Source organism: Nitrobacter vulgaris (assembly GCF_002028545.1).
GTDB classification, from domain to species: Bacteria; Pseudomonadota; Alphaproteobacteria; order Rhizobiales; family Xanthobacteraceae; genus Nitrobacter; species Nitrobacter vulgaris.
Window position 1 is genome coordinate 126,148 of the sequence record NZ_MWPQ01000025.1, and the last position, 21,762, is coordinate 147,909.

The 21,762-nt window shown below is 61.2% G+C and carries 20 protein-coding genes; 9 read left to right on the top strand and 11 right to left on the bottom strand.

All coding sequences use genetic code 11. The features are described 5' to 3' along the window. Nucleotides 1-50: 50 nt before the first annotated feature. From B2M20_RS06010 to B2M20_RS06030, 5 genes are all read right to left on the bottom strand, one after another. Nucleotides 51-416, bottom strand: coding sequence for a hypothetical protein (locus tag B2M20_RS06010; RefSeq protein ID WP_079446156.1), 366 nt, complete (start codon nt 414-416; stop codon nt 51-53). A gap of 313 nt (nt 417-729) precedes the next feature. Continuing rightward, nucleotides 730-1,119, bottom strand: coding sequence for a TonB-dependent receptor plug domain-containing protein (locus B2M20_RS06015; protein ID WP_079446157.1), 390 nt, complete (start codon nt 1,117-1,119; stop codon nt 730-732). Nucleotides 1,120-1,315: 196 nt separating this feature from the next. Continuing rightward, complete coding sequence (locus tag B2M20_RS06020) at nt 1,316-1,807, bottom strand: hypothetical protein (protein WP_079446158.1); 492 nt, start codon at nt 1,805-1,807, stop codon at nt 1,316-1,318. Beyond that, nucleotides 1,804-2,193 (bottom strand): flagellar assembly peptidoglycan hydrolase FlgJ, encoded by a 390-nt coding sequence (gene flgJ, locus B2M20_RS06025; protein WP_079446159.1) that lies wholly within the window; start codon nt 2,191-2,193, stop codon nt 1,804-1,806. Before flgJ ends, B2M20_RS06020 begins: the two co-directional genes overlap by 4 nt. After that, a complete protein-coding gene (locus B2M20_RS06030; protein ID WP_079446160.1) occupies nt 2,193-3,317 on the bottom strand; it encodes a flagellar basal body P-ring protein FlgI in 1,125 nt (374 codons plus the stop codon). Before B2M20_RS06030 ends, flgJ begins: the two co-directional genes overlap by 1 nt. A gap of 304 nt (nt 3,318-3,621) precedes the next feature. On the opposite strand from B2M20_RS06030, the gene B2M20_RS06035 reads away from it, so the two are divergent. Together B2M20_RS06035 and dksA are read left to right on the top strand one after the other, a co-directional pair. Then, nucleotides 3,622-4,035, top strand: a complete 414-nt coding sequence (locus B2M20_RS06035) for a flagellar assembly protein FliX (RefSeq protein ID WP_079446161.1) — start codon at nt 3,622-3,624, stop codon at nt 4,033-4,035. A 262-nt stretch (nt 4,036-4,297) separates the two neighbouring features. Then, nucleotides 4,298-4,663 carry an RNA polymerase-binding protein DksA gene (dksA, locus tag B2M20_RS06040; protein WP_244553437.1) on the top strand — a complete coding sequence of 122 codons (366 nt, stop codon included), beginning with the start codon at nt 4,298-4,300 and terminating at the stop codon, nt 4,661-4,663. A gap of 152 nt (nt 4,664-4,815) precedes the next feature. Here the strand turns inward: dksA and B2M20_RS06045 are convergent, their stop codons facing one another. From B2M20_RS06045 to flgF, 6 genes are all read right to left on the bottom strand, one after another. Beyond that, nucleotides 4,816-6,684, bottom strand: a complete 1,869-nt coding sequence (locus B2M20_RS06045; RefSeq protein ID WP_079446162.1) for a patatin-like phospholipase family protein — start codon at nt 6,682-6,684, stop codon at nt 4,816-4,818. A 355-nt stretch (nt 6,685-7,039) separates the two neighbouring features. Then, nucleotides 7,040-7,327, bottom strand: a complete 288-nt coding sequence (locus B2M20_RS06050; RefSeq protein WP_079446163.1) for a hypothetical protein — start codon at nt 7,325-7,327, stop codon at nt 7,040-7,042. A 257-nt stretch (nt 7,328-7,584) separates the two neighbouring features. Beyond that, entirely contained in the window at nt 7,585-8,343 is a 759-nt protein-coding gene (gene flgH, locus B2M20_RS06055) for a flagellar basal body L-ring protein FlgH (RefSeq protein ID WP_079446164.1), read from the bottom strand. A gap of 5 nt (nt 8,344-8,348) precedes the next feature. Beyond that, nucleotides 8,349-9,452, bottom strand: coding sequence for a flagellar basal body P-ring formation chaperone FlgA (gene flgA / locus B2M20_RS06060; RefSeq protein ID WP_079446194.1), 1,104 nt, complete (start codon nt 9,450-9,452; stop codon nt 8,349-8,351). Between the two features lie 72 nt (nt 9,453-9,524). Then, entirely contained in the window at nt 9,525-10,313 is a 789-nt protein-coding gene (gene flgG / locus B2M20_RS06065; protein ID WP_079446165.1) for a flagellar basal-body rod protein FlgG, read from the bottom strand. A 12-nt stretch (nt 10,314-10,325) separates the two neighbouring features. Then, entirely contained in the window at nt 10,326-11,093 is a 768-nt protein-coding gene (flgF, locus tag B2M20_RS06070) for a flagellar basal-body rod protein FlgF (RefSeq protein WP_079446166.1), read from the bottom strand. Between the two features lie 518 nt (nt 11,094-11,611). Here flgF and fliL point away from each other — a divergent pair. The 7 genes from fliL to B2M20_RS06105 all read left to right on the top strand — a co-directional run bounded on the left by fliL (nt 11,612) and on the right by B2M20_RS06105 (nt 21,180). Then, complete coding sequence (gene fliL / locus B2M20_RS06075; RefSeq protein WP_079446167.1) at nt 11,612-12,103, top strand: flagellar basal body-associated protein FliL; 492 nt, start codon at nt 11,612-11,614, stop codon at nt 12,101-12,103. Nucleotides 12,104-12,226: 123 nt separating this feature from the next. Continuing rightward, nucleotides 12,227-13,432, top strand: coding sequence for a flagellar motor switch protein FliM (gene fliM, locus B2M20_RS06080; protein ID WP_079446168.1), 1,206 nt, complete (start codon nt 12,227-12,229; stop codon nt 13,430-13,432). Further along, nucleotides 13,429-13,863: a DUF6468 domain-containing protein gene (locus B2M20_RS06085; protein ID WP_079446169.1), complete on the top strand. Its 435-nt coding sequence runs from the start codon at nt 13,429-13,431 to the stop codon at nt 13,861-13,863. The genes fliM and B2M20_RS06085 overlap by 4 nt, the downstream gene beginning before the upstream one ends. After that, nucleotides 13,860-14,663: a MotE family protein gene (locus B2M20_RS06090; RefSeq protein ID WP_079446170.1), complete on the top strand. Its 804-nt coding sequence runs from the start codon at nt 13,860-13,862 to the stop codon at nt 14,661-14,663. Before B2M20_RS06085 ends, B2M20_RS06090 begins: the two co-directional genes overlap by 4 nt. A 263-nt stretch (nt 14,664-14,926) precedes the next feature. After that, the gene (locus B2M20_RS06095) at nt 14,927-18,652 is read left to right on the top strand and encodes an ATP-binding protein (protein WP_079446171.1); all 3,726 of its coding nucleotides are present in this window, start codon (nt 14,927-14,929) and stop codon (nt 18,650-18,652) included. Between the two features lie 48 nt (nt 18,653-18,700). Beyond that, nucleotides 18,701-18,955, top strand: a complete 255-nt coding sequence (locus B2M20_RS18980) for a hypothetical protein (protein WP_139372852.1) — start codon at nt 18,701-18,703, stop codon at nt 18,953-18,955. A 695-nt stretch (nt 18,956-19,650) separates the two neighbouring features. Then, nucleotides 19,651-21,180 (top strand): alginate export family protein, encoded by a 1,530-nt coding sequence (locus B2M20_RS06105; RefSeq protein WP_079446173.1) that lies wholly within the window; start codon nt 19,651-19,653, stop codon nt 21,178-21,180. The last annotated feature ends 582 nt before the right edge of the window (nt 21,181-21,762 follow it).

A 21,762-nucleotide genomic window follows, 5' to 3' on the forward strand; every position in this document is an offset into this window, starting at 1 on the left:
TTGAGCATGATCTTATCCGAAAACCGGCTTCCACTTTTCGGGATCATGCTCTAGGCGCGGCGGTCGGTGGCGGCCGAGGGTTCTCGCTCAGTGTTCATCAAATCCAGCGTGCGGAAATATGCGCGTCGCCGCAGCATCGCCTCTTCGGGAAACTGCTTCACGACGAGGCTCGTCCGGCGATCGACGACCTGGTAGACGACCGAGGCGGCGTCACGATCGACCACTACTTGCCGTGACAGCGTATCACCGGAGGTCCGCAGATCGTTGCGGGCGCGCGCGCTGACGTCCGTCGCCGTGACGCTTTTGCTCGGCGGAAGTTGAGTCGCCACCGCATCGTCCGCGGCCGGGCTTGCCGGCTGAACGACTGGTGCCGCCACCGGCGCGCCAACCGGCTTGATACTGAAATCCGTACCCATGGTCGCCTCCAGGCTCCCGTCGAGTCAAATCCCACCCCCCTTTAGAACGCAAGCCTAGCGCCTGTCTCTCAACGCCACGTTAGAAAACGTGTTCAATGAGGTGATGCCGTGAGTGCAGAAATTTGATTCAAACTGGTTGGAATATGCGAGGGCAGGTCTCCTCAGCGAGGCTTCTCATTCTTCGAGCGGCAGTTGGTTCGGTTGCAGTGCCGGAGCCGATGCCGTTCGGGCCCGAGTTCGTCCTGTGTAAACCTGATTGGAACGGCGAGCGCGATCGGGCCGCCGCCGATGTCGGGAGGCGTTGGCGGGCGAGCTACCAGCGATAGGTCGCGGTTCCAAGAATATTACGTGCCCGACCAAGATTGCACTGTGCCATCGAGAAGCAGGCTGCGACGTAGTATTTGTCGAACAGGTTGCTGGTGTTGACGGAGAAGCGCCAACTGTCACGAATGAGGCCAGTCAGACGATATAAAAGCGTTTTATCTTCATTGGCTGGGCCACTGAAATCAAATGCCCCCTGTTTGTAATCGAACGATCCGCCTTGAAGCTGCACTTCGCGAATGGTCTGCCCGGTCGGACGCTTCGTCACCAGTTTCACGATACCGGCCGGCTGCCCTTGCCCATAGAGCACCGACGATGGGCCACGCATCACCTCGATACGCTCAACGCCGTATGTCTCGGTCTGAAGCCCCGTGGTCTGCAAACCTCGTTGCCCTGAAAGCCGCGCATAAAATACCTTGCACAGACTGGTAACCGTTGGCTTCCGCAAATACGCCTGGCGAGTAACTCAAGGCATCATGGACGCTGTTCGGTTTCCGCGTCTGGGTAATTTCCTTGCAATATCGTCTGACGGGATTGGTTCTAAGCTCGCCGGATCATGGTCGCTGCCGGTTCGCGCGTTAAAGCGAACGGCTGACTGCGAGGGGGCTCATGTGCTGGCGCGAGGGTGCGCTGCGCTGTCCGCTTGCCGTATAAGTCTGCGGCGTGGCGCGGCGCTGCGCTTCGGCACTGACGCCGCGAACGATTCCCTCCGAGACCGCGTGCGCGGTAGCGAGCACCGTGAGATTCACCTGGAGCATGGCGCGGAATGTGTCGTGGTGGCGTTGCAGCGCCGTGAGCAGGTCAGGCGTCGACTGAGTCATGTAGACCTGGCTGGTCTTGAATTGCCTGATGGCGTCGACGTAGCGGCGCGATAGTTCTGTCTTCCGGCTCTCGAGCGCCATGCCTTCGCGAATCTTGCCGGCGCGCACCAACTCGGTCTCGCGCTCGATGACGGCAAGCAGCGCGTTCATGATGTCGAGCATGTCGTCGGCGAGCTTGCGTGCGTCCGCTGGCGTCGATACGGGAGGCGGGAGAAGGGACGCCTGCGGATCCCGGGACTTCGGTGTCATGCGCTCTCCTTTGAGCTTGGCTTGGTCTGGCTCGCCTGTTGCATGATCAGGGCGCGGAACACCGCGTCGGAGACGCCGACGCCGCCGGCCTTGGCGAACGATCTGGAATACTGCTCGGTGAGCATCGAGCGCCACACTCCGGTGCCTGGCGTATCGCCGAACGGGCCTTCGCCCTTCAGCCCGGACGTCATTTGCGAGAACATGGAATTGAGGAACATCGCCTCGAAATCCTCCGAGGTTGCTTTGGCTTTCTCTATTGACCGCGGAGGGACGTGTTCCAGCGCTCGCGCGAGCTGCGGATCGGGACGGCCGTTCAGCATCGGCTTCATGCGAGGGGTGCTGCGATAAGCGGTGGTTATCAGGTCATTGACAGTGTGAGCTTCCATCACATCACCTCGATATCGGCTTCGATCGCACCGGCCGCCTTGATCGCCTGTAGAATGCCGATCAGGTCGCGTGGCCCGATGCCGAGGCCGTTGAGTCCGTCGACGAGCTCCTGAAGCGAGACGCCGTTCTTGACCAGCGCGAGTTTCTTGCCGTCCTCGCTTACGCCGACGTCTGTGCGCGGTGTCACAACCGTTCGCCCGCGTGCCAGCGGATTAGGTTGGCTGACCTGCGGGCTTTCGGAAATGGACACTGTGAGGTTGCCTTGCGCTACCGCGACGGTGGCGACGCGGACGTCGCGTCCCATCACGATGATCCCGGAACGTTCGTCGATAATGATCTTTGCTGCGATGTCCGGCTCGACCTGCAGCTGCTCGATCTCGGTCAGGAGTGCGACGACGTTGCCTTTGTATTCCCCTGGGATGGAGAGTTGCACAGTGGACGGATCGATTGGCTCGGCAGTCTTCGTGCCGAGGAAATCGTTGACTGCGGCGGCGATGCGCTTGGCGGTGGTGAAGTCGCCGTTACGCAGCGCCAGCCGGACATTCGGCATCCGGTTCAGTGCGAATTCGATCTCGCGCTCGACGATGGCGCCGTTGGCGATGCGCCCATTGGTTGGCACGCCCTTGGTGACGCTCGCGGCGGCGCCTTCAGCGGCAAAGCCGCCGATCGCAAGCGAGCCCTGCGCCACCGCATAAACATTGCCGTCGGCGCCGAGCAACGGCGTGACGAGCAAGGTGCCGCCTTGCAGGCTTTTGGCATCGCCCATGGCCGAGACCGTGACGTCCATGCGGGTGCCTTGGGTGGCGAAGGCGGGCAGGTTGCCGGTCACCATGACGGCCGCGACGTTGCCGGTTCGGATGGTGGCGCCGCGAATGTTGACGCCCATGCGTTCCAGCATCGCCTGCAGCGACTGCTTGGTGAAAGGAATATTGTTGAGGGTGTCGCCGCTGCCGTTGAGGCCGACCACGAGGCCGTAACCGATCAACTGGTTTTGTCGCACGCCTTCGATATTCGCGAGGTCCTTGATCCGTGAGGTCGCGTGCGCAGGCATGCCCAGCGGCGGCAGCGCGACAAGCGCCGCGACGGCGATCCGGACAATCCTTAAAATACCAACGCCAGGCATCCTCTGCTCCCCGCTGAGGGTTCGGTCCGGCTGGCCGCCACTCCCATGACGGTCATCCGCCGTTAACTATGCGAGGTTCGTGCCATCGCGGCGCATGGCATATAGTATTGATATCGTTGGAAGATCGATGTGGTGGATAAAGCTGCGCAGGCGGGAGGCGGTGGCGAAGTTGCCCGCGTCGGCAGAATTTGCCGGGCATTCACGCTTCGTTAACCATAACGGCCCACGGTTCTCTTGCTGGAGTCATCCGGTGCGCACTCCTTGACCGGCATGGCGCGCCATCAATATTCGGGCGAGATGATCGATGCGAATTTACGGACCGAACGGCACAACGCCGGGAACGCAGGCCCCGTCCGCGCGGCGAACGGGCGGAAGCGAATTTTCTCTGCCGGACCCGGCCGCTACAATGGAAAGCAGGGCCGCGGCCGCGCCGAAAGCGCCTGCCACCATCGATGCTTTGCTGGCGTTGCAGGGCGTCGAAGACGATCCGGCGGAGCGGCGCAAGCGCTCGGTACAGCGGGGCAGGGGCGCGCTGGACGTGCTCGACGATCTTAAGATCGGGCTGCTTTCCGGCAACTTCGACGCGTCAACCGTGATCCGGCTGCGCACTGCCGCTGCCGAGCTGAAATCGTCCTCCGGCGATGCCGGTCTCGACGCGGTCCTGGCTGAAATTGAATTGCGCGTCGAGGTGGAACTGGCCAAGGCGGGGCAATTCTGAAAGCAGCCGGGACGCGATGGAACCCGTTGAAAAGATGGCCTCGATACGCTGCGCAGACCGGGGTTCCACATCGGGCAGAGGAAGCAGGAACGCGGAAGCCCCGAGCTGTCAAGGACGGGTTTTGGTGCGACGATATTGTCTGTCACAAACGGCCGCTATATAAGCTCCGCCGCAGCCGGACCGTCCGTCCGGTGCCTTGCACCGAGCAGGAATGCATTTGGAAAAGTTGAAGAACTACAGGCCCTCCGAAAAAGAGCCTTTCATGAACGAGCGCCAGCGCGAATATTTTCGCGCCAAGTTGCTGGCATGGAAGGACGATATCCTCCGCGAATCGAAGGTTACGCTGCAGACTCTTCAGGAAGAGAACGTTAACCTTCCCGACCTCGCCGATCGCGCGTCCTCGGAAACCGACCGCGCCATCGAGCTGCGAGCCCGTGATCGGCAGCGAAAGCTGATCTCCAAGATTGACGCCGCCTTGCAGCGAATTGAAGACAATACCTATGGCTATTGTGAGGAAACGGGCGAGCCGATCTCGCTGAAGCGGCTCGAAGCGCGACCGATCGCGACGCTTTCTGTCGAAGCCCAGGAGCGCCACGAAAAGCGGGAAAAGATTTATCGGGACGAGTAGGGCAGGCGGCGCCGATGCCTTGGCGGCGCGGGCCGCGGTATAGGCGTGAGTTCGCGAGCGAAGCATGTCCTGGTGTTCGACACGACAGTACCGGTTCGGCGCAAGAAAACGCGTCAGAATAATCGTTGGCGTGGCGGCTCGCCGGCAACGGCTTACCTGAACATCTCCCGCTGCGCGTCGGTCAGGCCGGCCAGCATCTGCCGGGCCTGGCTGTAGCCGGCGGCGACCATCTCGTCGAAGCGGTTCCAGTCCAGCAAGCGGCACTCGGGGACGCGCGGCTGAAACAATAGGTCGGTGAACTTTCCCATCTCCTTTTGTTTGGAGATCGAAGTGATGAACGATGACCGCAGCATCGTCTCGGGCACGCTCGGCAGACGGTAACGCCGCTTCGCACGCGGTTTCAGTTTGTCGCGCAGCAAGGCGAGCGTTCCAGGAACGCAGTCAATGTCGAACACCTGCCCGCGATCGACCGAGAGATCGACGCCGATGATGCGACCGGCGCCGAGCCGCGCCATCACGTCGACCGGGAAATTGTTGAACGTGCTGCCATCATACATCATGTGCCCGCCGACGAAGACCGGCGGCAGCGCACCGGGTATTGCGTAGCTTGCGCCGACGTTGCGGGTCAGGTCGCCTCGCAGCAGGACGGCTTCGCTACCGGCCGAAAAGTCTGACGCGATAGTGAAGAAGGTGGTCCAGCAATCCTCGCTGTCGATTGCGTCCCGGCCTGTGGCATCGCGCACGGCCTGCGTCATCGCGCTTCGCGTGCGCGCACCCTTGATCAGCGATACCAGCGGAATGAAATTGTAGTCGCCGGTGACGTTGCCCCTCGGGTGTTCGAGGAACGCCTTCCGGACGGCGGCTGCGACTTCATCCGCGCTGCGCCCGAGCGCCAGTACCATCCCCATGACCGCGCCGATTGAGCTGCCGCCAAGCATGTCGACGGGAATGCCCGCCTCTTCCAGCGCCTTGATGACGCCGAGATGAGCGAAACCGCGCGCGCCTCCGCCGGACAGCACAAGTCCGACACCGCGTCCGGATACGATGCGAGCGAGCCGACGCATGTCCGCGGGCAATTGCGGGCGAATGTGAAAGTGCCGCGCATCCGGCCGCGCGTTCAGCCAACGCGCCGTGCCGGTGGGAATTGTCGTATCGGCCTTGTGCAGCAGAACCAGTGTCTGTCGCGCGATCGAAATGGGAGCGGCGGGTGACAGGAAAGCCTGCTCGACAGCCGAGAGACCGGGATCGTGGCCGGCGTCGGCGAGCAGCAGCACCTCGTCGGCATGACGAAGGCAAAACCGGGTCCATGCGGTGTCGCTTCCGTCGGCGGCAAGATACACGCCGCGGCTCTGAGCCTCGATTTCGTCGATATAGCCGGCAAGCGCATCGTTGCGCTGTTCAGACGAGGGGTCCCGAGCGATCCCGAAGTGTCTGGCGACGTCATCGGCGGTGACGACCGTCACCGACCCGGCCTTTGCGGCTTGCGCGTTACGCAGGCTTCGCGCAAAATCGGCGGCATCCGCCCCGGACGTGACCGGCAGGATGCAGATGTTCACTGGCACCAGCGGCGCTTGTCGCTCGCGCTCGCGAAATCGCCGGATCACGACCCGCATCATCGACATTTCGATTTCCGGATGTTGCAGGATCGCGCGCTCGATCATAGCGCGCGTTACTTTGACCAGCAGCGTATCGCGCACCGCCAAGATGGTTGCCGAGCGTGGCTCGCCGGTGAACAGCGCGAGCTCGCCTATGGTTTCACCGCGCCCGATCTCGCCGAGAATTTTTCTCGCGCCGGAGTCTGTCTCGGAAAATGCGTGCAGCCGTCCCGACAGGACGAAGTACACGTCGTCACTGATGTCGCCTTGACGCAGCAGAATCTCGCCGGAGACGAGATCGACATATTCGGCCTCGGACCGGATGGTGTTCAGGATCGCAGCGTTGTCGGACGCAAAGTAGTCGCGAAGCACGGTCTGGAGCAGCGCGTCGCGTTGCTGAAGATCGGGATCGGGTTTTGGCGTCAATACCGCAACTCCTATTGGTTCGTTTAAGCATTGCATTCCGTTGCGGCAAAAGCTCTGATTTTGACACTTGCCCACAGGGTTTGCGGCAACGTGAAGCGAATGTGGAATCCGCTCTCTACAGTCCGATTCAACCGCGTTGAATCAAACTCTGTTTTATTCTTTCATTGAGCATGATCTTGTCCGAAAACCGGTGTCCACTTTCGGGATCATGCTCTAACGTCGCGCGCGTGACGCGCTGCGGCGAACCCAATCCCGTCCTTTCCCCGGCTTGACCCCGAGGACTTAACCTTCGAACCCCTTTTTACTACGCGCAGCGAGCGGGTCGCATGCGGGGTGGCCGAACCTTCGCTCTGTTCTAGTCGCGCCCGACCCTGCCGGGAAATCCCGGCGTGGTTGGGCTGTCGCCACTCAGGCCGCTTGGCACGGCGCCTGTGCCGATAGTTCCAGGCCACGTTGTGTTCGGCACGCCCGGCAGATTGCCCCCGCCGATGCTGAGGCGCGGTGAGGGCGCCGGCATCACGATAATGGGCGCTGAAGGCATAAGCGTGTAGACAGGGCGGTGCCGGTGGCGCGCCTGTGCCGTGTCGGACAAGCCGATCAGGCAGGCGGCAACGACAAGCAGGATTCGGACGGCGAGGGTCATTGGACGCTCCGGCAGTCTCGACTTGCGGAATGTCACGGATATATAGCCATCGCAAGTGCGACGCACAGACCAAGGGGTCATTAAAAATTCGCTGCTCATCAGCGAACGAACAAGGCCTGCTCTCTGTTCTCGAAGATAGACACGGCCTCCGGCAGGGGAGCCGCCGGAGGCCGCATCCCCCGAACGATGCATGGCATCGCCGGGGTCGTCGCCGTCTCGCGCCTGGGATCGCGATCCGGTGGGGAGCTCTCGAGAATCTAGAACGGCAGCAGCACGTCCATCACCTGTTGACCGTAGCGCGGCTGCTGGACATCGCTGATCTGGCCGCGGCCGCCGTAGGCGATGCGGGCCTGCGCGATCTTGCTTGAATCGATAGTGTTGTCGCTCTGGATATCCTCAGGTCGCACGATGCCGGCGACGATCAATTCGCGGATTTCGTTGTTGACGCGGATTTCCTGCTTGCCTTCGACCACGAGATTGCCGTTCGGCAGCAGTTGCGTCACGACCGCGGCGACGCTGGTCTGCAAGTTCTCCTGACGTTGGACCGAGCCCTTGCCGTCGCTCAGCGAGGTGGAGTCGGTGGTCAGGATACGGCCAGGCAGGACCGCGGTTGCTGGATTGCCGATGGTTTTGCTGCCAATGAAATCGGTGATGCCGGAATCTTCCTTGCTGGTGCGGCTGCGCTGGGTCTGGTTGGCGATGTTGGCCTTGTCGGTGAAGTTCACGGTCACAGTCAGAAGGTCGCCGACCCGCGCCGCGCGCTGATCCCTGAAGAACGCGCGCGAGCCGTTCCGCCACAGCGAGTTGGCGTTGTAGGACACCGTCTCCGGTTTTGGCATCGGCATCTGCACGGGTTTGTAGCCCGGCTGCGTCGTCGGATTGTCGATCGCGGTCAGCTTGGGTGACTCGCCGATCTGCGAAAGGCGATCGATGGACGAGCATCCGCTGGCGAGGCCGGCGGCCGCTAGCAATGAGCCGGTTAGGACGATGCGGTTGATGCGCGCGAACTTCAACATGAACGTTACTCGGCTTTTGAAGATGTGGGCGTGCCGCTCTGGGCGGAGACGGGGGCTGTTGCCGCTGCCGCCGGCTCGGCGCTCGCCAGCTTGCGGGGCGCAACCGGCGTGATGGGAGACACCGACACCTGACCTCGCCCGACCACCACGCCGGACACGGTGCGCTTCGATTGCAGGTTGAGAACAGTGACGATGTCCCCCTCGGTGCCGGCTTCGGTCGCCTGGCCGCGCACGGTGAGATAAATTCCCGCGGCCTGGTAGATCAGGGTCACCGCCTCGTCGCGTTGCACAAGGTCTGGTCTGGTCAGGTCGGCGCCGTGCAGCGCCTGACCGGCGCGCATCTGCCGCCGCATCTGCATCCCGACGGCGTGGTCGCGGCTCGCGGCATCGTGGCCGACCTCGGCCTTGGGGCGACGCTCCATGACGATGTCGGAAAATTTCAGCTGGGCGTTACGGTCCACGTCGCGAGCCAGCACCGCGGCCTCGACAGTCTCGACGGCGACTCCGGTGAAGCGGAGGCGGGCCGGTGCGGCGCCGGAGTCGTTGCCGACCTCGAGCGTGACGTCGAAGCGACCATTGCGCGGGTCGAACCGGGTTACCATCGGATTGATGGCGCCGTTGTTAGCGGCATCGAGATGGATTGCCGTAAAGTCTTTATCGAAGGTCAGCTGCAGGTTCTTGGCGTCGCCAAGTCCATTGCGGTGTTCGAGCGCGACCGCGATCCGCAATTCGACGTCGTCCGGTTCGAGGGTGCGCGCGAGCCGTGTCACCGCGACGTTGCGGATGCCGTGAGTCTCGACGCCGATCACCTGATGCGCGCGGAGAACGTCGAGCACCTGGGTAGCCAACAGGCTGCCCGTGGTGCCGGGGTTGGGAGAGCGGTAGATCGCAACCTGCGCTGCGTCACCGGCGTTATCGACAAGGTCGCCGATTCTCACCACCTCGTCCGTAATGTCGACATGGCCGCGAAGCACAGGAGCCGGAAGGGCGGCCGCGGTCTGGATCGTGCTCGCCAGGACGATGCGGCGCGGAGCCACGTCATTGCCGGCCAGCGCCGGAATGGACGCCGCCAGCAGCGCGCCAGCGATGAGAAAGGAGCGGACGGCCATGATCAGCCTCTCTTCTTTTTGACCGAGCATGATCTTATCCGAAAACCGGTTTCCACTTTTCGGGATCATGCTCTAGCGGAACAGCGCGGCTGCGGATTGCAGCATCTGGTCGGCGGCGCTGACGACTTTGGCGTTCATCTCGTAGGCGCGTTGTGCGGCGATCAGATCGGAGATTTCAGAGACCACCTCGACATTGGCCTGCTCAAGGTTCGACTGCTGCATGTCGCCGAAGCCGTCGATGTTTGCGATGCCGTCCTGGAACGGACCGGAGGCGGGCGTCTCCTTGAAGTTGTTGTCGCCGACCGGCTGCAGGCCCGCCTTGTTGATGAAGCGGGTCAGGCCGATCTGGCCAAGCACCGTCGGAGTGGTCTGCCCCGGCAGCGTCACCGAGACCTGGCCCTGCGCGTTGATGGTAATGCCAGCGGAGTTTTGGGGAATTGTGATCGTCGGCTGCACCGGATTGCCCTGCGCATTGACGATGCGACCCTGGTTGTCCATCTGGAACGTGCCGTCGCGAGTATACTGAAAGGTACCGTCCGGCATCTGGATCTTGAAGAAGCCTTCACCGCGAATGGCGATGTCGAGATCGTTGCCGGTCTGCGACAGCGTGCCTTGACTCATCTGCCGCGGCGTTCCGACTGTTTTCACGCCGCCGCCGAGATCGATGCCCACGGGCAATATGGTTCCCTGAGCTGATGCCTGCGCGCCGACGCGGCGGACGTGGTCGTAGATGAGGTCTTGAAACGCGGCCCGTTGCTTTTTGTAACCGGTGGTGCGCAGGTTCGCGATATTGTTGGAGATGACCTGAACGTTTAGTTCTTGAGCCGCCATTCCGGTTGCTGCGGTATAGAGAGCACGCATGATATGGTTTCCTTATGCCGGAACGTCGGCGAGTTTTTCGATGGCGGATCGTTGCAGATCGGTTTGCTGCTGCAACAGCGTCGCCATCTGCGTGTAGGCGCGGGACACCTCGACCATGCGGCTCATCTCGGTCACCGCATTGACGTTGGAGCGCTCAATGAAGCCCTGATGGACTTGCGCATTCGTATCCGGCTGAGCGGAATTGCCTGCGCCCGCGGCGTAGAGGTTGGATCCCTCCTTGATCAGCTTTTGGGGTTGCGGGAAGGAGACTAGCCGCAGCGTGCCGCGGATCGAGTTGGTCGTGTTGTTGATGCCCTCGATCACGGTCACGGTGCCGTCGGCGGAAATCGTAATGTCACGGTCGGTTTGCTGGAACCTGATCGGGCCATTGGAGCCGAGCACCGGAAAGCCCGATGCCGTTACCAGTTGTCCCTGTGAATTGAGCTGTAATCCGCCGTCGCGGGTGTAGCGCTCGCCGTTCGGCGTCTGCACCACCAGAAACGCCTTGCCGTCGATGGCGACATCGAGTGGGCTCTTGGTCTGCTCGGTCGGGCCGCCGGCGAAGTCGTGGAAGGTGGCGCGGTCCTGGACAAAGCTTAAGCGGCGGTCGCGGCCGACGAAGTTGTCTTCGTGCGCTCCCGGCATCAGGTATTCCTCGAACAGCGAGCGGTCGGCCTTGTAACCGTTGGTGTTGACGTTCGCGACGTTGTTCGCAATGACGTCTATCCGCCGTTCGAGCATCATCTGCCGCGACAGTCCGATGAGGAGCGTATTCTCCATCGGTGGTTCTCCCCTTGAGGATCCGTGTGAAGAAAGCCCTCCCAGGCCGCGACACCGGATCGATCGAACCTCGAGGCTCTCCCAAGCCTGCGGTTCAAGAAAGGGATAGCGAAAGCCGTGCCAGCTTCAGAAGCGATGGATTATCAGTCGTTTATTGAAATCTACCCCCTGGGAGACCCGGTAATTAAGGCCCTGTTGACCATATCGGCCCGGCAAAATCTTCCTAGTTATGGTTAAAAGAAAGGTTCCGTTAACCATTGCGTACCTAGTGTGGCAGCCCAGAAGTTCTCCGCATTTTCGCCACTACCTCGAAAGCGAACTTCTGACCAAAACACACCAGAATGGATGCTGGTGAACGTCGAATTCGAAGTTCGCAGGCCGTTGCGGGAGCGACGAGCTTCGGGTCCGGGCACGAGTGTCAAGGCAATAGGGCGCGTGTGCGCCGGCGGCATCTGTTCTGCGTATCCAGCCTGCTCGGCAGCACTCGGACCGACCCTGGGTGAAAGGGCGAGCTGACGATGGCTGAGAATGATCAGGCTGAGAAAGCGGCAGATCGAGACGCGCCGCCGGGCAAGAAAAGGTTCAAGCTGATTGTCGCGGTCGGCGCCGTGCTGCTGATTCTCGTCACCGGCGGCAGCATCTGGTTCTTTTTATTCCGCCATCACGATGGCGAGCAGCTTGCCGAAGCGCCACCGCCGAAGCCGCCGGCCTTCGTCGACATACCGGACATGCTGGTCAACCTGGTCGGCGCGCCCGGAGAGCGGGTGCAATATCTGAAAGTGAAGGTCGTTCTTGAGGTGAAGGAGGAGCCGCAGGTCGAGAAGATCAAGCCGGCGCTGCCCCGGGTCACCGATCTGTTTCAGACTTATATGCGCGAACTGCGTCCAAGTGATCTCAACGGTTCAGCCGGGTTATTCCGCCTGAAGGAAGAACTGACCAAACGGGTGAATGCTGTGATCTCGCCTGATCATGTCAATGCGGTGCTGTTCAAGGAAGTCGTCATCCAGTGAGGAGTGTCGCTGTTTTTGAAGTTGCTACATCATATGCCGCAAGCTCGTATCAGGAGCTTCAAATCGCAAGCGGCACTCCAAGGAACGAACTTCGGAAACGGGCGCTAGCGCGGAAACGGGATCATGGCGGACGATAGCGATCAGATTGATCAGGATGCAATCGCAGCCCAGTGGGAAGCCTCGCTCGACTCGGAGGATCCAGCCGAAGCGGCGAAGTCCGCTGCCGCGAATGAACTCACGGACGCGATGGCGGAACAATGGGCCGCCATGGTCGACGACGGTGGCCGCGATTTCGGCAGCGGCAAAAACGGCGGCGAGCGGGTTCTGTCGCAGGAGGAAATCGACAACCTGCTCGGCTTTAGCGTCGGCGAGATCAACGTCGACGACAATTCGGGCATTCGGGCGATCATCGACTCGGCGATGGTGTCGTATGAGCGCCTGCCGATGCTGGAGATCGTGTTCGATCGCCTGGTGCGGCTGATGACGACGTCGCTTCGCAATTTCACTTCCGACAACGTCGAGGTTTCGCTTGACCGCATCACCTCGGTCCGCTTTGGCGACTATCTGAACTCGATACCCCTGCCGGCGGTGCTCAGCGTGTTCAAGGCCGAGGAGTGGGAGAACTTCGGACTGGCGATGGTGGACTCCAGCCTGATCTACTCCATGATCGACGTGTTGCTGGGTGGCCGTCGCGGCCAGACCTCGCTCCGCATCGAAGGGCGGCCCTACACGACGATTGAAACCAATCTGGTAAAGCGGCTGGTGGAAGTGGTTCTGGCCGACGCGGAGCAGGCGTTCCGGCCGCTTTCGCCAGTGTCGTTTTCGATCGACCGTCTCGAAACCAATCCGCGGTTCGCGGCGATCACCCGTCCGGCCAATGCGGCGATCCTGGTCCGGCTGCGGATCGACATGGAAGATCGTGGCGGCACCATCGAACTGCTGCTTCCCTACGCCACCATTGAGCCGATCCGCAACGTTCTGTTGCAGATGTTCATGGGTGAAAAGTTCGGCCGTGATCCGATCTGGGAAAGCCACCTCGCCACCGAGATCTCGCAGGCGCAGATCGCCGTGGACGCTGTGTTGTATGAGGCCGAAATCCCGCTCAAGCAGCTTATGACCCTGAAGGTCGGCGATACCCTTGCGCTTGAGATGCGGCCTGATGCGTCGGTGGCGGTTCGGTGCGGCAGCGTTACGCTCACCGAAGGCCGCATGGGGCGGGTCGGCGACCGCGTCGCCATTCGCGTGTCGAAACATTTGCGCAAACCGAACACCACCTTCGCCATGTTCGAGAGAGCGGACGAGCAGACCAAGATGATGGAGGCCCAATGAACCACTCTTTCGGATTAGCGATCGAGAGCCTTGTTGCGGTTCTTCTCGTTCTGACAATCGGTTACTGCATGCTACTGAACAAGCGGCTGAAGCGGCTGAGGGCGGATGAACAGTCGCTCAAGGCGACGATTAGCGAACTGATCACGGCGACCGAGATCGCCGAGCGCGCCATCGGCGGGCTGAAGCACACGGTGCGCGACGTCAACGACAATCTCGGTAACCAGATTTCGTTGGCCACCGATTTGTCGCGACAGTTGGCGAAGCAACTGGCTGAGGGCGATGCCGTCATGCGGCGGTTGACCAGGATCGCGCTTGCGGCGCGTCCGCCGGCGGCCCCGGAACCGGAGGCCGTGACGAGTGATGCCCGCTCTGTCGCAGCCGCGGCGCGGGCATTTTCCGAACGCAAAAGGACGAACGGCCTCGCTGCATGAGTGCTTTCAGGGACATCCGGGTCATTCCCGTCGTAGCGGCTGCGATCTTCGGCCTCGCGGTGCTCAAGGTCGCGGGGCTCGTGATCGACGGCGGCTATGTCCTCGATGTCCGGCGGGATTCAGCCCGTCCATCATGGGCGCAGGAGAATTTAAACTTTCCAGGCGCAGCTCCGGACGCGGGCGACATCACCGGATCGGTCGAGGCGAAGAACAAAGACGCCGCCGGCAAGGACAGTGCGGGAGAAGATAAGGCGAAGCACGAAGAATCCGCCCAGGCAGCAGACACGCCGGGCGTGGCGAAGGTAGGCACTCTCCCCGAGCCGGGTCAGTCTGTGTCGCCCTCCGAGCGGGCCATCCTCGAGCGCCTTCAGAGCCGGCGACAGGAAATCGAAGCACGTGCTCGGGAAATTGACATTCGCGAAAGCCTTTTGCAAGCCGCTGAACATCGCATCCAGGGCCGCGTCGAGCAGATGAAGGGCATCGAAGCGCGGATCGCGACCGCGACCGCGGAGAAGAACGAGGCCGAGATTGCTCGCTTCAAGGGTCTCGTGACGATGTACGAGAACATGAAGCCGAAGGAGGCGGCCAAGGTGTTTGACCGGCTGGAAATGCCGGTACTGTTCGAGATCGCTTCGAAGATCGCGCCGCGCAAGATGTCGGAGATTCTCGGTCAGATGTCTCCCGAGGCTGCGGAACGGTTGACGGTCGAACTGGCGCGCCGTGCGAGCGGTGGCAACGCAACCGCGGCCTCCAATCTTCCGAAGATCGAGGGCCAGCCGACGCAGTCGACTCGCAATTAGTGGTCCGTTCTAATATTCGCATTCCGCTTCAGCGAGCCTCCTTGCGAAGGTTAGAATCAAAGGACCGCTAGCAACTATTGGGTTTCCAATGGAGTTTTGAATTTAACATTCGCTTGCCGGCTTTGCTGCGACGTCGGTAGCGAATGTCAAATTTACTCCACGAGGATCGTTGTTTAACAAGTCCTTAATTCCACAATCCTAGTGTTCGGTCTGACCGGCGTGCGAGCGTCCGGTCACGGATTCGAGTCGAGAGACTATCTGGAATGGCGCGGACGATTGCCGCTCGATGTTGGTCGCAAGCGCGCGCTTGCGCGCGGCGGCTTCGGCGCGACTTTATTCCGGCGGTCGCGACAGCCGTGCTGCTGCTGGCCGCGGCGTTTCCCGATGCAAGTCGCGCGCAGGTGGTCCAGGGAGAGGCGAGCTTTGTGGCGGCGAACGGTTTCGCGCGCCTCGTGCTTACGCTCGAGGATGATGTCGATTCCGAGGTGACGGTGGCGGGCACCGTCCTTCTGATCCGATTCAAGCGGCCGGTGGATATTCCCGTCGACAGGATCTCGGATGCGGTACCGGACTATGTCGGCTCGGCGCGCCGCGATCCGGATGGTTCGGCCATTCGTCTGGCGCTGGCGCGCAAGGTCACCGTTAATACAATGACCGCCGGCGAGCGCGTCTTCATCGATTTGATGCCTGACGGCTGGAAGGGGCCGCCGCCTGAATTGCCGCAGGAGGTGGTTCGAGAACTGGCGGAACGTGCCCGCGCCGCCGAGCGCGCCTTGCGCGAACAGCGCAGCCTCGAAGCGGCGAAGAAGCGGTCGCCAGTTCGCGTGCGCGCTTCGTTGCAGCCGACCTTCGTGCGCTATGTTTTTGAGCTGCCGGACGGCAGCGGCGTCTCTTCCAACCTCAATGAGCAAACGCTTGCGTTGCTGTTCAAGCCTGCGCTGACGTTCGATCTGGCGGATGCGAAACTGGTGGCGCCAGCCAATATCGGCTCAATCGCGCAGAAGGTCGACGGCGAGGGCTCGCGGATCGAAATAAAACTGATCGGCGATGTCGATGTGCATTCGTTTCGTGAAGAGAAGAGCTACATCGTCGATATCGGCTTTCAGCAGACCGGCAAACCGATACTGCCGGTGCCGCTCGCGTCAACCGAAGCTCGGCCGCAGGGCGCTTCCGCCGGAAAGGCAGCCGAGATTCCGCCGCCGACCTCTCAGACGATTGCGGAGCAAGCCGGGCTGACGGTTCGGCCTCCGGCGTCTGATGTCAAACCCGCGCCGGCAGCAAAAACTTCCGAAGCCGCGCCGGCTATCGCTGCACCCCTCGCGTCTGTTCAGTCTCCGGTCGAAAAGCCGGTTGCCGCCCCAGCGCCCTCCACCGCTCCTTCAAAGGCGGACGTTTCAGAAGCGAAGCCGGCAGAGGAGAAGCCAGCAGAAAATATTGCTATCAAGCAGGACTCCGTAAAGGCCGCGGCGGCGTCGGAGCCTGCGATCGCTCCGGCGCCATCAAGAAAGGCAATCGCGCATGACGCTGTGACCCTCGACGCTGAGAGACGCACCGAGGGTTTTCGTCTGACGTTCGGATTCGGCGCGCCGGCACCGGCCGCGCTGTTCCGGCGGGCCGATACGGTGTGGCTGGTGTTCGACTCCGAGCAGCCGATCGATACCGGCGCGATTCAAAAGGAGGGCGGGTCGCTCATCACCGACATCGATCGCCGTTCCTTGAACAACGGGCAGGCAATTCGTATCCGCCTGGCTCGTCCGCAATTGGCCGCCCTCTCGGCCGGAGACTCGAAGGGGTCTGCATCCACCGCGGCGGGCGAGAGCTGGATCGTGACGTTTGCCGATGCCGTACAACAGCCATCGCGCGCGCTTTATGCACAGCGCGATGTGATCGATCGGGCTCACGCAAGCGTCACTGTGCCGCTCGCAGGCCCCGGCAAGCTGCACCGGATCGTCGATCCCGACTCGGGCACTACCCTGATGGTCGTGACCGCGCTGCCGCCGGCGCGCGGCTTTGTCAGGCGTCAGCAATTCGTGGAGTTTTCGCTGGGTGAATCGATCCATGGCGTGGTGGTCGAGCCAAAGTCCGACGATATTGCCGTCGAGGTCGCCTCCGACAAGGTCACGGTGACCCGACGGGGCGGTCTTACCCTGTCGGCGGCTAATGCCGCGCCCGAGCGCGCGGCAACGGCTCAGCCGATCTTCGATGTCGAGCAATGGCAGAAGGACAGCAAGGCCGATCTCTTCAAGCGGCTCGATGAACTGGTCGACGCCGCGTCGACGGCGGGTGACGATGATGCGCGGGCCACGGCGCGGATCGACCTCGCCCGGTTCTACATGGCGCGCGGCTTCTATCACGAAGCCAGGGCGGTTCTTGACCTCGCATTGTCCGAACGGAATCCCGGACAGGAAGATCCGGTTCTGCTGATCGTGCATTCAGTTGCGAGTTCGCTGACGAACTATACGGCGTCGGCTATGCGGGATCTCGCTAATCCGGCGATCGGAGCCAATTACGATTCTCAACTCTGGAAGGCACTTGCGCTCGCGCAGCAGCATAAGTGGGCGGAAGCACGGGAGAAGTTCAAAAACGCTCATTTCGCCATATCGGTATTGCCAATCGATTTGCAGCGCGCGATCGTCGCTGCTGCGATGCGAGCCTCGCTTGAGGTCGGGGATTTTTCCGGGGTCGCTTCGTGCAGCAGTGATCTCGACGCGCTCGGCATTCCCGACGAGTTGAAGCCCCGGATTACAGTCATGCGCGGACGGCTGTCGGAAGCGCTCGGGCGCGACAAGGATGCGCTTGCTCAGTACAAGGAGGTGATGGCCTCGCCGGACCGCGAAGCCGCGACCGAGGCGCAGCTTCACAACATCGCGTTGCGACAGAAGCGCAACGAGATCAAACCGGAAGATGCGCTGCGCGATCTCGAAACGCTGTCGGTGATGTGGCGCGGCGATAGGCTGGAAGTGCAGACGCTGAAAATGCTGATGGCGCTCTATATCGATACCGGCCGCTATGCGGAGGCGCTGGCGGCGTCAAGGACGGCCACGCGGCTGGAACCGGACTCCGCGGTGTCACGCCAGATTCAGGATGACGCGGCGGCGCTGTTCGCCCAGCTCTTCCTCAGCACGAAAGGCGACAATCTTCCGCCGGTCGATGCGTTGGCGATGTTCTACGACTTTCGCGACCTGACTCCGATTGGCCGTCGCGGCGACGAGATGATCCGCCGGCTCGCGGATCGTCTGGTCGCCTTCGATCTGCTCGATCAGGCGGGCGAACTCCTGCAATACCAGATCGATCATCGGCTGGAGGGTGCAGCACGCGCGCAGGTCGCCGCGCGGCTGGCAATGGTCTATCTGATGAACCGCAAGCCGGACCGGGCAATCTCCGCACTTCGCACGACGCGGATCGCGGATCTCGCCGGTGAATTACGTCAGCAGCGCTTGCTGCTCGAAGCGCGCGCGCAGAGCGATGTCGGCCGCCGCGATCTCGCGCTCGACATCATCTCAAATCTCGCCGGGCGTGAGGCGATTCGTCTGCGGTCCGATATTTACTGGGCGTCTCGGCGCTGGCGCGAGGCGTCCGAACAGGTCGAGCTTTATTACGGCGAGCGCTGGCGCGATTTCAAACCGCTCAAGCCGAACGAGAAGAGCGACATCATTCGCGCTGTCATCGGCTACGCGCTCTCCGAGGACGCGCTTGGGCTTGCGCGCTTCCGCGAAAAATATGCACCGCTGATGAACGGCAGCGCCGATAAGGTCGCTTTTGATATCGCGAGCAAGCCGGCGGCGGGCAACAGCGCCGAGTTCGAGCAGATTGCCAAGATGGCGGCGAAGGTGGATACGCTGAGTGGCTTCCTGCGCGAAATGAAATCGCGTTTTCCCGACATGACGACAAAAACGGCGCCGCCGCCCGAAGAGGCAGCGGCAGATCCGTCTCCCACGGGCACGCTACCGCAGATCGTCGGATCGGAGCGCGCCGAGGCATCACGCTGACGGATGTGTGTACCCGACGCGGGGTCATCGCCGCATGAGTAGGCCGACTTGGACGAATGGGATGCCTTCGTCGCCTACCGCCCGCTCGACATTCAAGGACGCATGGAAGCAGCGGACGGCGCAGACAGAGCGATCAACGCCGTCTATCGCCGCGAGCGCGCGATCCTGCGGGAACGAGATCTGGCTTTTCGACGTGACGACGAAGGCCGCTGCCGCCGGAAGAGGCGAAGGCAGATCCGCACGCACTTAAGATCTTCCTTCGCTTTTGATGAAGTGAGAAGCGATGCTCCATCTCTTGTTTGATGTGTGGATTTCAATCGCGTTGAGCACTTCGTCGAGATCAACTGCTATCGCACGCAGTCCTAGGACAAACGATGACACCGCCATCAAGTTTTCCTTCAATTGATGCCCGAAGCGAAACCGCGAGTGGTACAGAATTCTGTGCAGCCGCCCTTGCGCGCTCAAGATATTCTTTTGCTTTTGATGAAGTGAGAAGCGATGCTCCCTCTCTTGTTTGATGCATGGATTTCAATCGCGTCGAGCACTCCGTCGAGATCGACTGCTGTCGAACGCAGTCCTACGACAAGAGATGACACCGCTATCAAGTTTGTCTTCAATTGAAGCCAAAAAGCGAAGTCGCAAGGCGGTACAGAATTCTGTGCAGTTGCCTTTACGCACTCAAGATCTTCTTTCTCCGCTTATGATGGAGTCAGAAGTATTCTTATGTTTTGTTCGATGCTCTCTGCGTGTTGACACCATACAACGTCGACATCATACAATGCGAAATATGCCGATAGACACATCGACAAGCTATCGGATTGAGGCATCTTCCTACTTTAGGTGATCATTGTTTTTGAGTGGTCGCATCGTTCCTCATTGATGAGGAGTGTGCGGCATGCGCGGACGGCTGCGTCGATCAAGGACTGCGTGAAACGTTTTTCGAATGTTGCGGCTCAGCGGATCCGAACCCGCCATGACAGAGCAACTTGGGGGGTGATATGAATTTAATGAAGAGTTCTTTCCTCGGTTCGACGGCAGGACTGGTTTTCCTGTCCATCGTTCTGCTTGTCGCCATTCCTCCGAATCTTGCGCATGCACAGGGCGACGAAGGCCAGGGTCCTGGCCATGGCCATGCCGTAGCCCAGAACGGAGATGCTGAGCCGAAGCCGCAAACCTGGCCTCAGTTCAAGGCGACCACGCCAACGCCGCTGTACTCGCTCTACGACACACTCGGACGACCCGACAATCTCACGATTAACGGCTCTATTCGCTCCCGTGGTGAAGGGCTCGCCAACCAATTTCGTCCGGCGCCTGCCGCGCGTGATGACTATTTGGCCTCGTTCTTCACCAATATTTTCGCCGAGTACAATCTCGGCACGGTGAAGATCGGCGCGGAGCTGTTCGATAGCCGTGGCTACGGCGAGCCGCGAAACTCGGCGGTCTCCACCAATGAGGTGAACGCCCTCGAACTCGGCCAAGCCTATCTTAACGTCGATCTCTCCGATGTCCTGCACGATGGATCGAGGAGCAGTCTCACCGCCGGCCGGTTCACGAAGGACATCGGCTCACGCCGCCTCGTGGCGCGCAATTTAATGCGCAACACCATCAACTCCTTCACCGGCCTGTCCTACGACTGGAAGGGCACGAACAAAGATCAGATGACCCTGCTCTGGACCATGCCGCAGACCCGGTTGCCCGATGACACACGAGGCATCCGCAACAATACGATCGAGCTCGACTCGGAGAGCCCGGACTTTCAACTGTTCGGCGGTTCCTATACTTTCGCGAAGGTGTTCGGCGGATCGTTCGAGGTCTATGGCTACGGCCTGTACGAGCAGGATACTGGGACGACGGGTCCGCAATCGGTGCAGACCCGAAACCGTCGCCTGTTCACTCCTGGCGCGCGGTTGGCGCGGGCGAAGAAGCCCGGGCAGTGGGACTACGATTTCGAGGCGATCTACCAGACGGGTCTCGCCCGGGAGACGACTGCCGTCACCGACACGCGCGACCTCAAGGTGTCGGCCTACTTCTTCCATGGCGAGGCGGGCTATACCTTCGCTGCGCCCTGGTTGCCGCGGGTCGCGCTGCAATACGATCACGGCAGCGGCGACAGCAGAAACCCTAATACCTTCACCCGTTTCGACAGTCTGTTCGGCGTCCGCCGCGAATACAACCCAGTCGACCTCTATGGGCCGCTGCAGCGATCGAACATGATCTCACCGGCGATACGCTTCGAGGTCACGCCGAGCCCGATCTGGGATGCCTTCTTCGCCTACCGCACGCTGTTCCTGGCGGATCGCACCGACAGCTTCGGCCTCACACAGGTACGGGATCGTACCGGCCGATCCGGGAACTTCGCCGGCCAGCAGATCGAGGCTCGCCTGCGATACTGGGTTGTCCCCGATGCCATGCTGTTCGAAACGGGGGCAGCCTATTTGTTTAAAGGTCGGTTTCTGCAGGACGCACCCAACGCACCCAACACGGCCGACACCGTCTACGGCTATCTCCAGACGAGCTTCTTCTTTTAAAGTAACGACCGTGCCGGCCCAACAGCAAATGCCTGTGGGCCGGCATCATCTGCAGTCATGTCCCGACGGCAGAATAGAAGGACGGTCGGCAGTTGCCGGGTGAATTTCACGGATCATCCTGTTCAATCCCGGCGTGGCGATACCAACCAAGGGATCCGACCTCGGCCGGACGAGCGAGCCGTCGCGAGTCGATTCCGCGCAAGAATATGTTCGAGGCGTCGCTCGCATCTTCCGCGCCCCGCGCCGTACCTGTTCGCGCTCGTGCGTCGATATCTCTTGTTTGATGCGTGGACTTCAACCGCGCCGAGCACTCGCTCGAAAATCGATTATTATCGAACGCGTCCTACGACAAAGCGATGACAGTCTGCATCAAGCCTGCTTTTTCATTGATGCCCTAAGCGAAACCGCAAGGTGGCGCGGAGTTTTGTGCAATCTACTTTACTTAAGACCTTCTTTCTTTTCATTTATCTCTTGTTTGATGCAGCCTGCATGTTGACACCGCGCTGTACGATGTATAGCGAGAAACATATCGATAGGCTATCGGCCGGGGGGCATCCCGAGTCGTCCTGTTTTTAGATGATC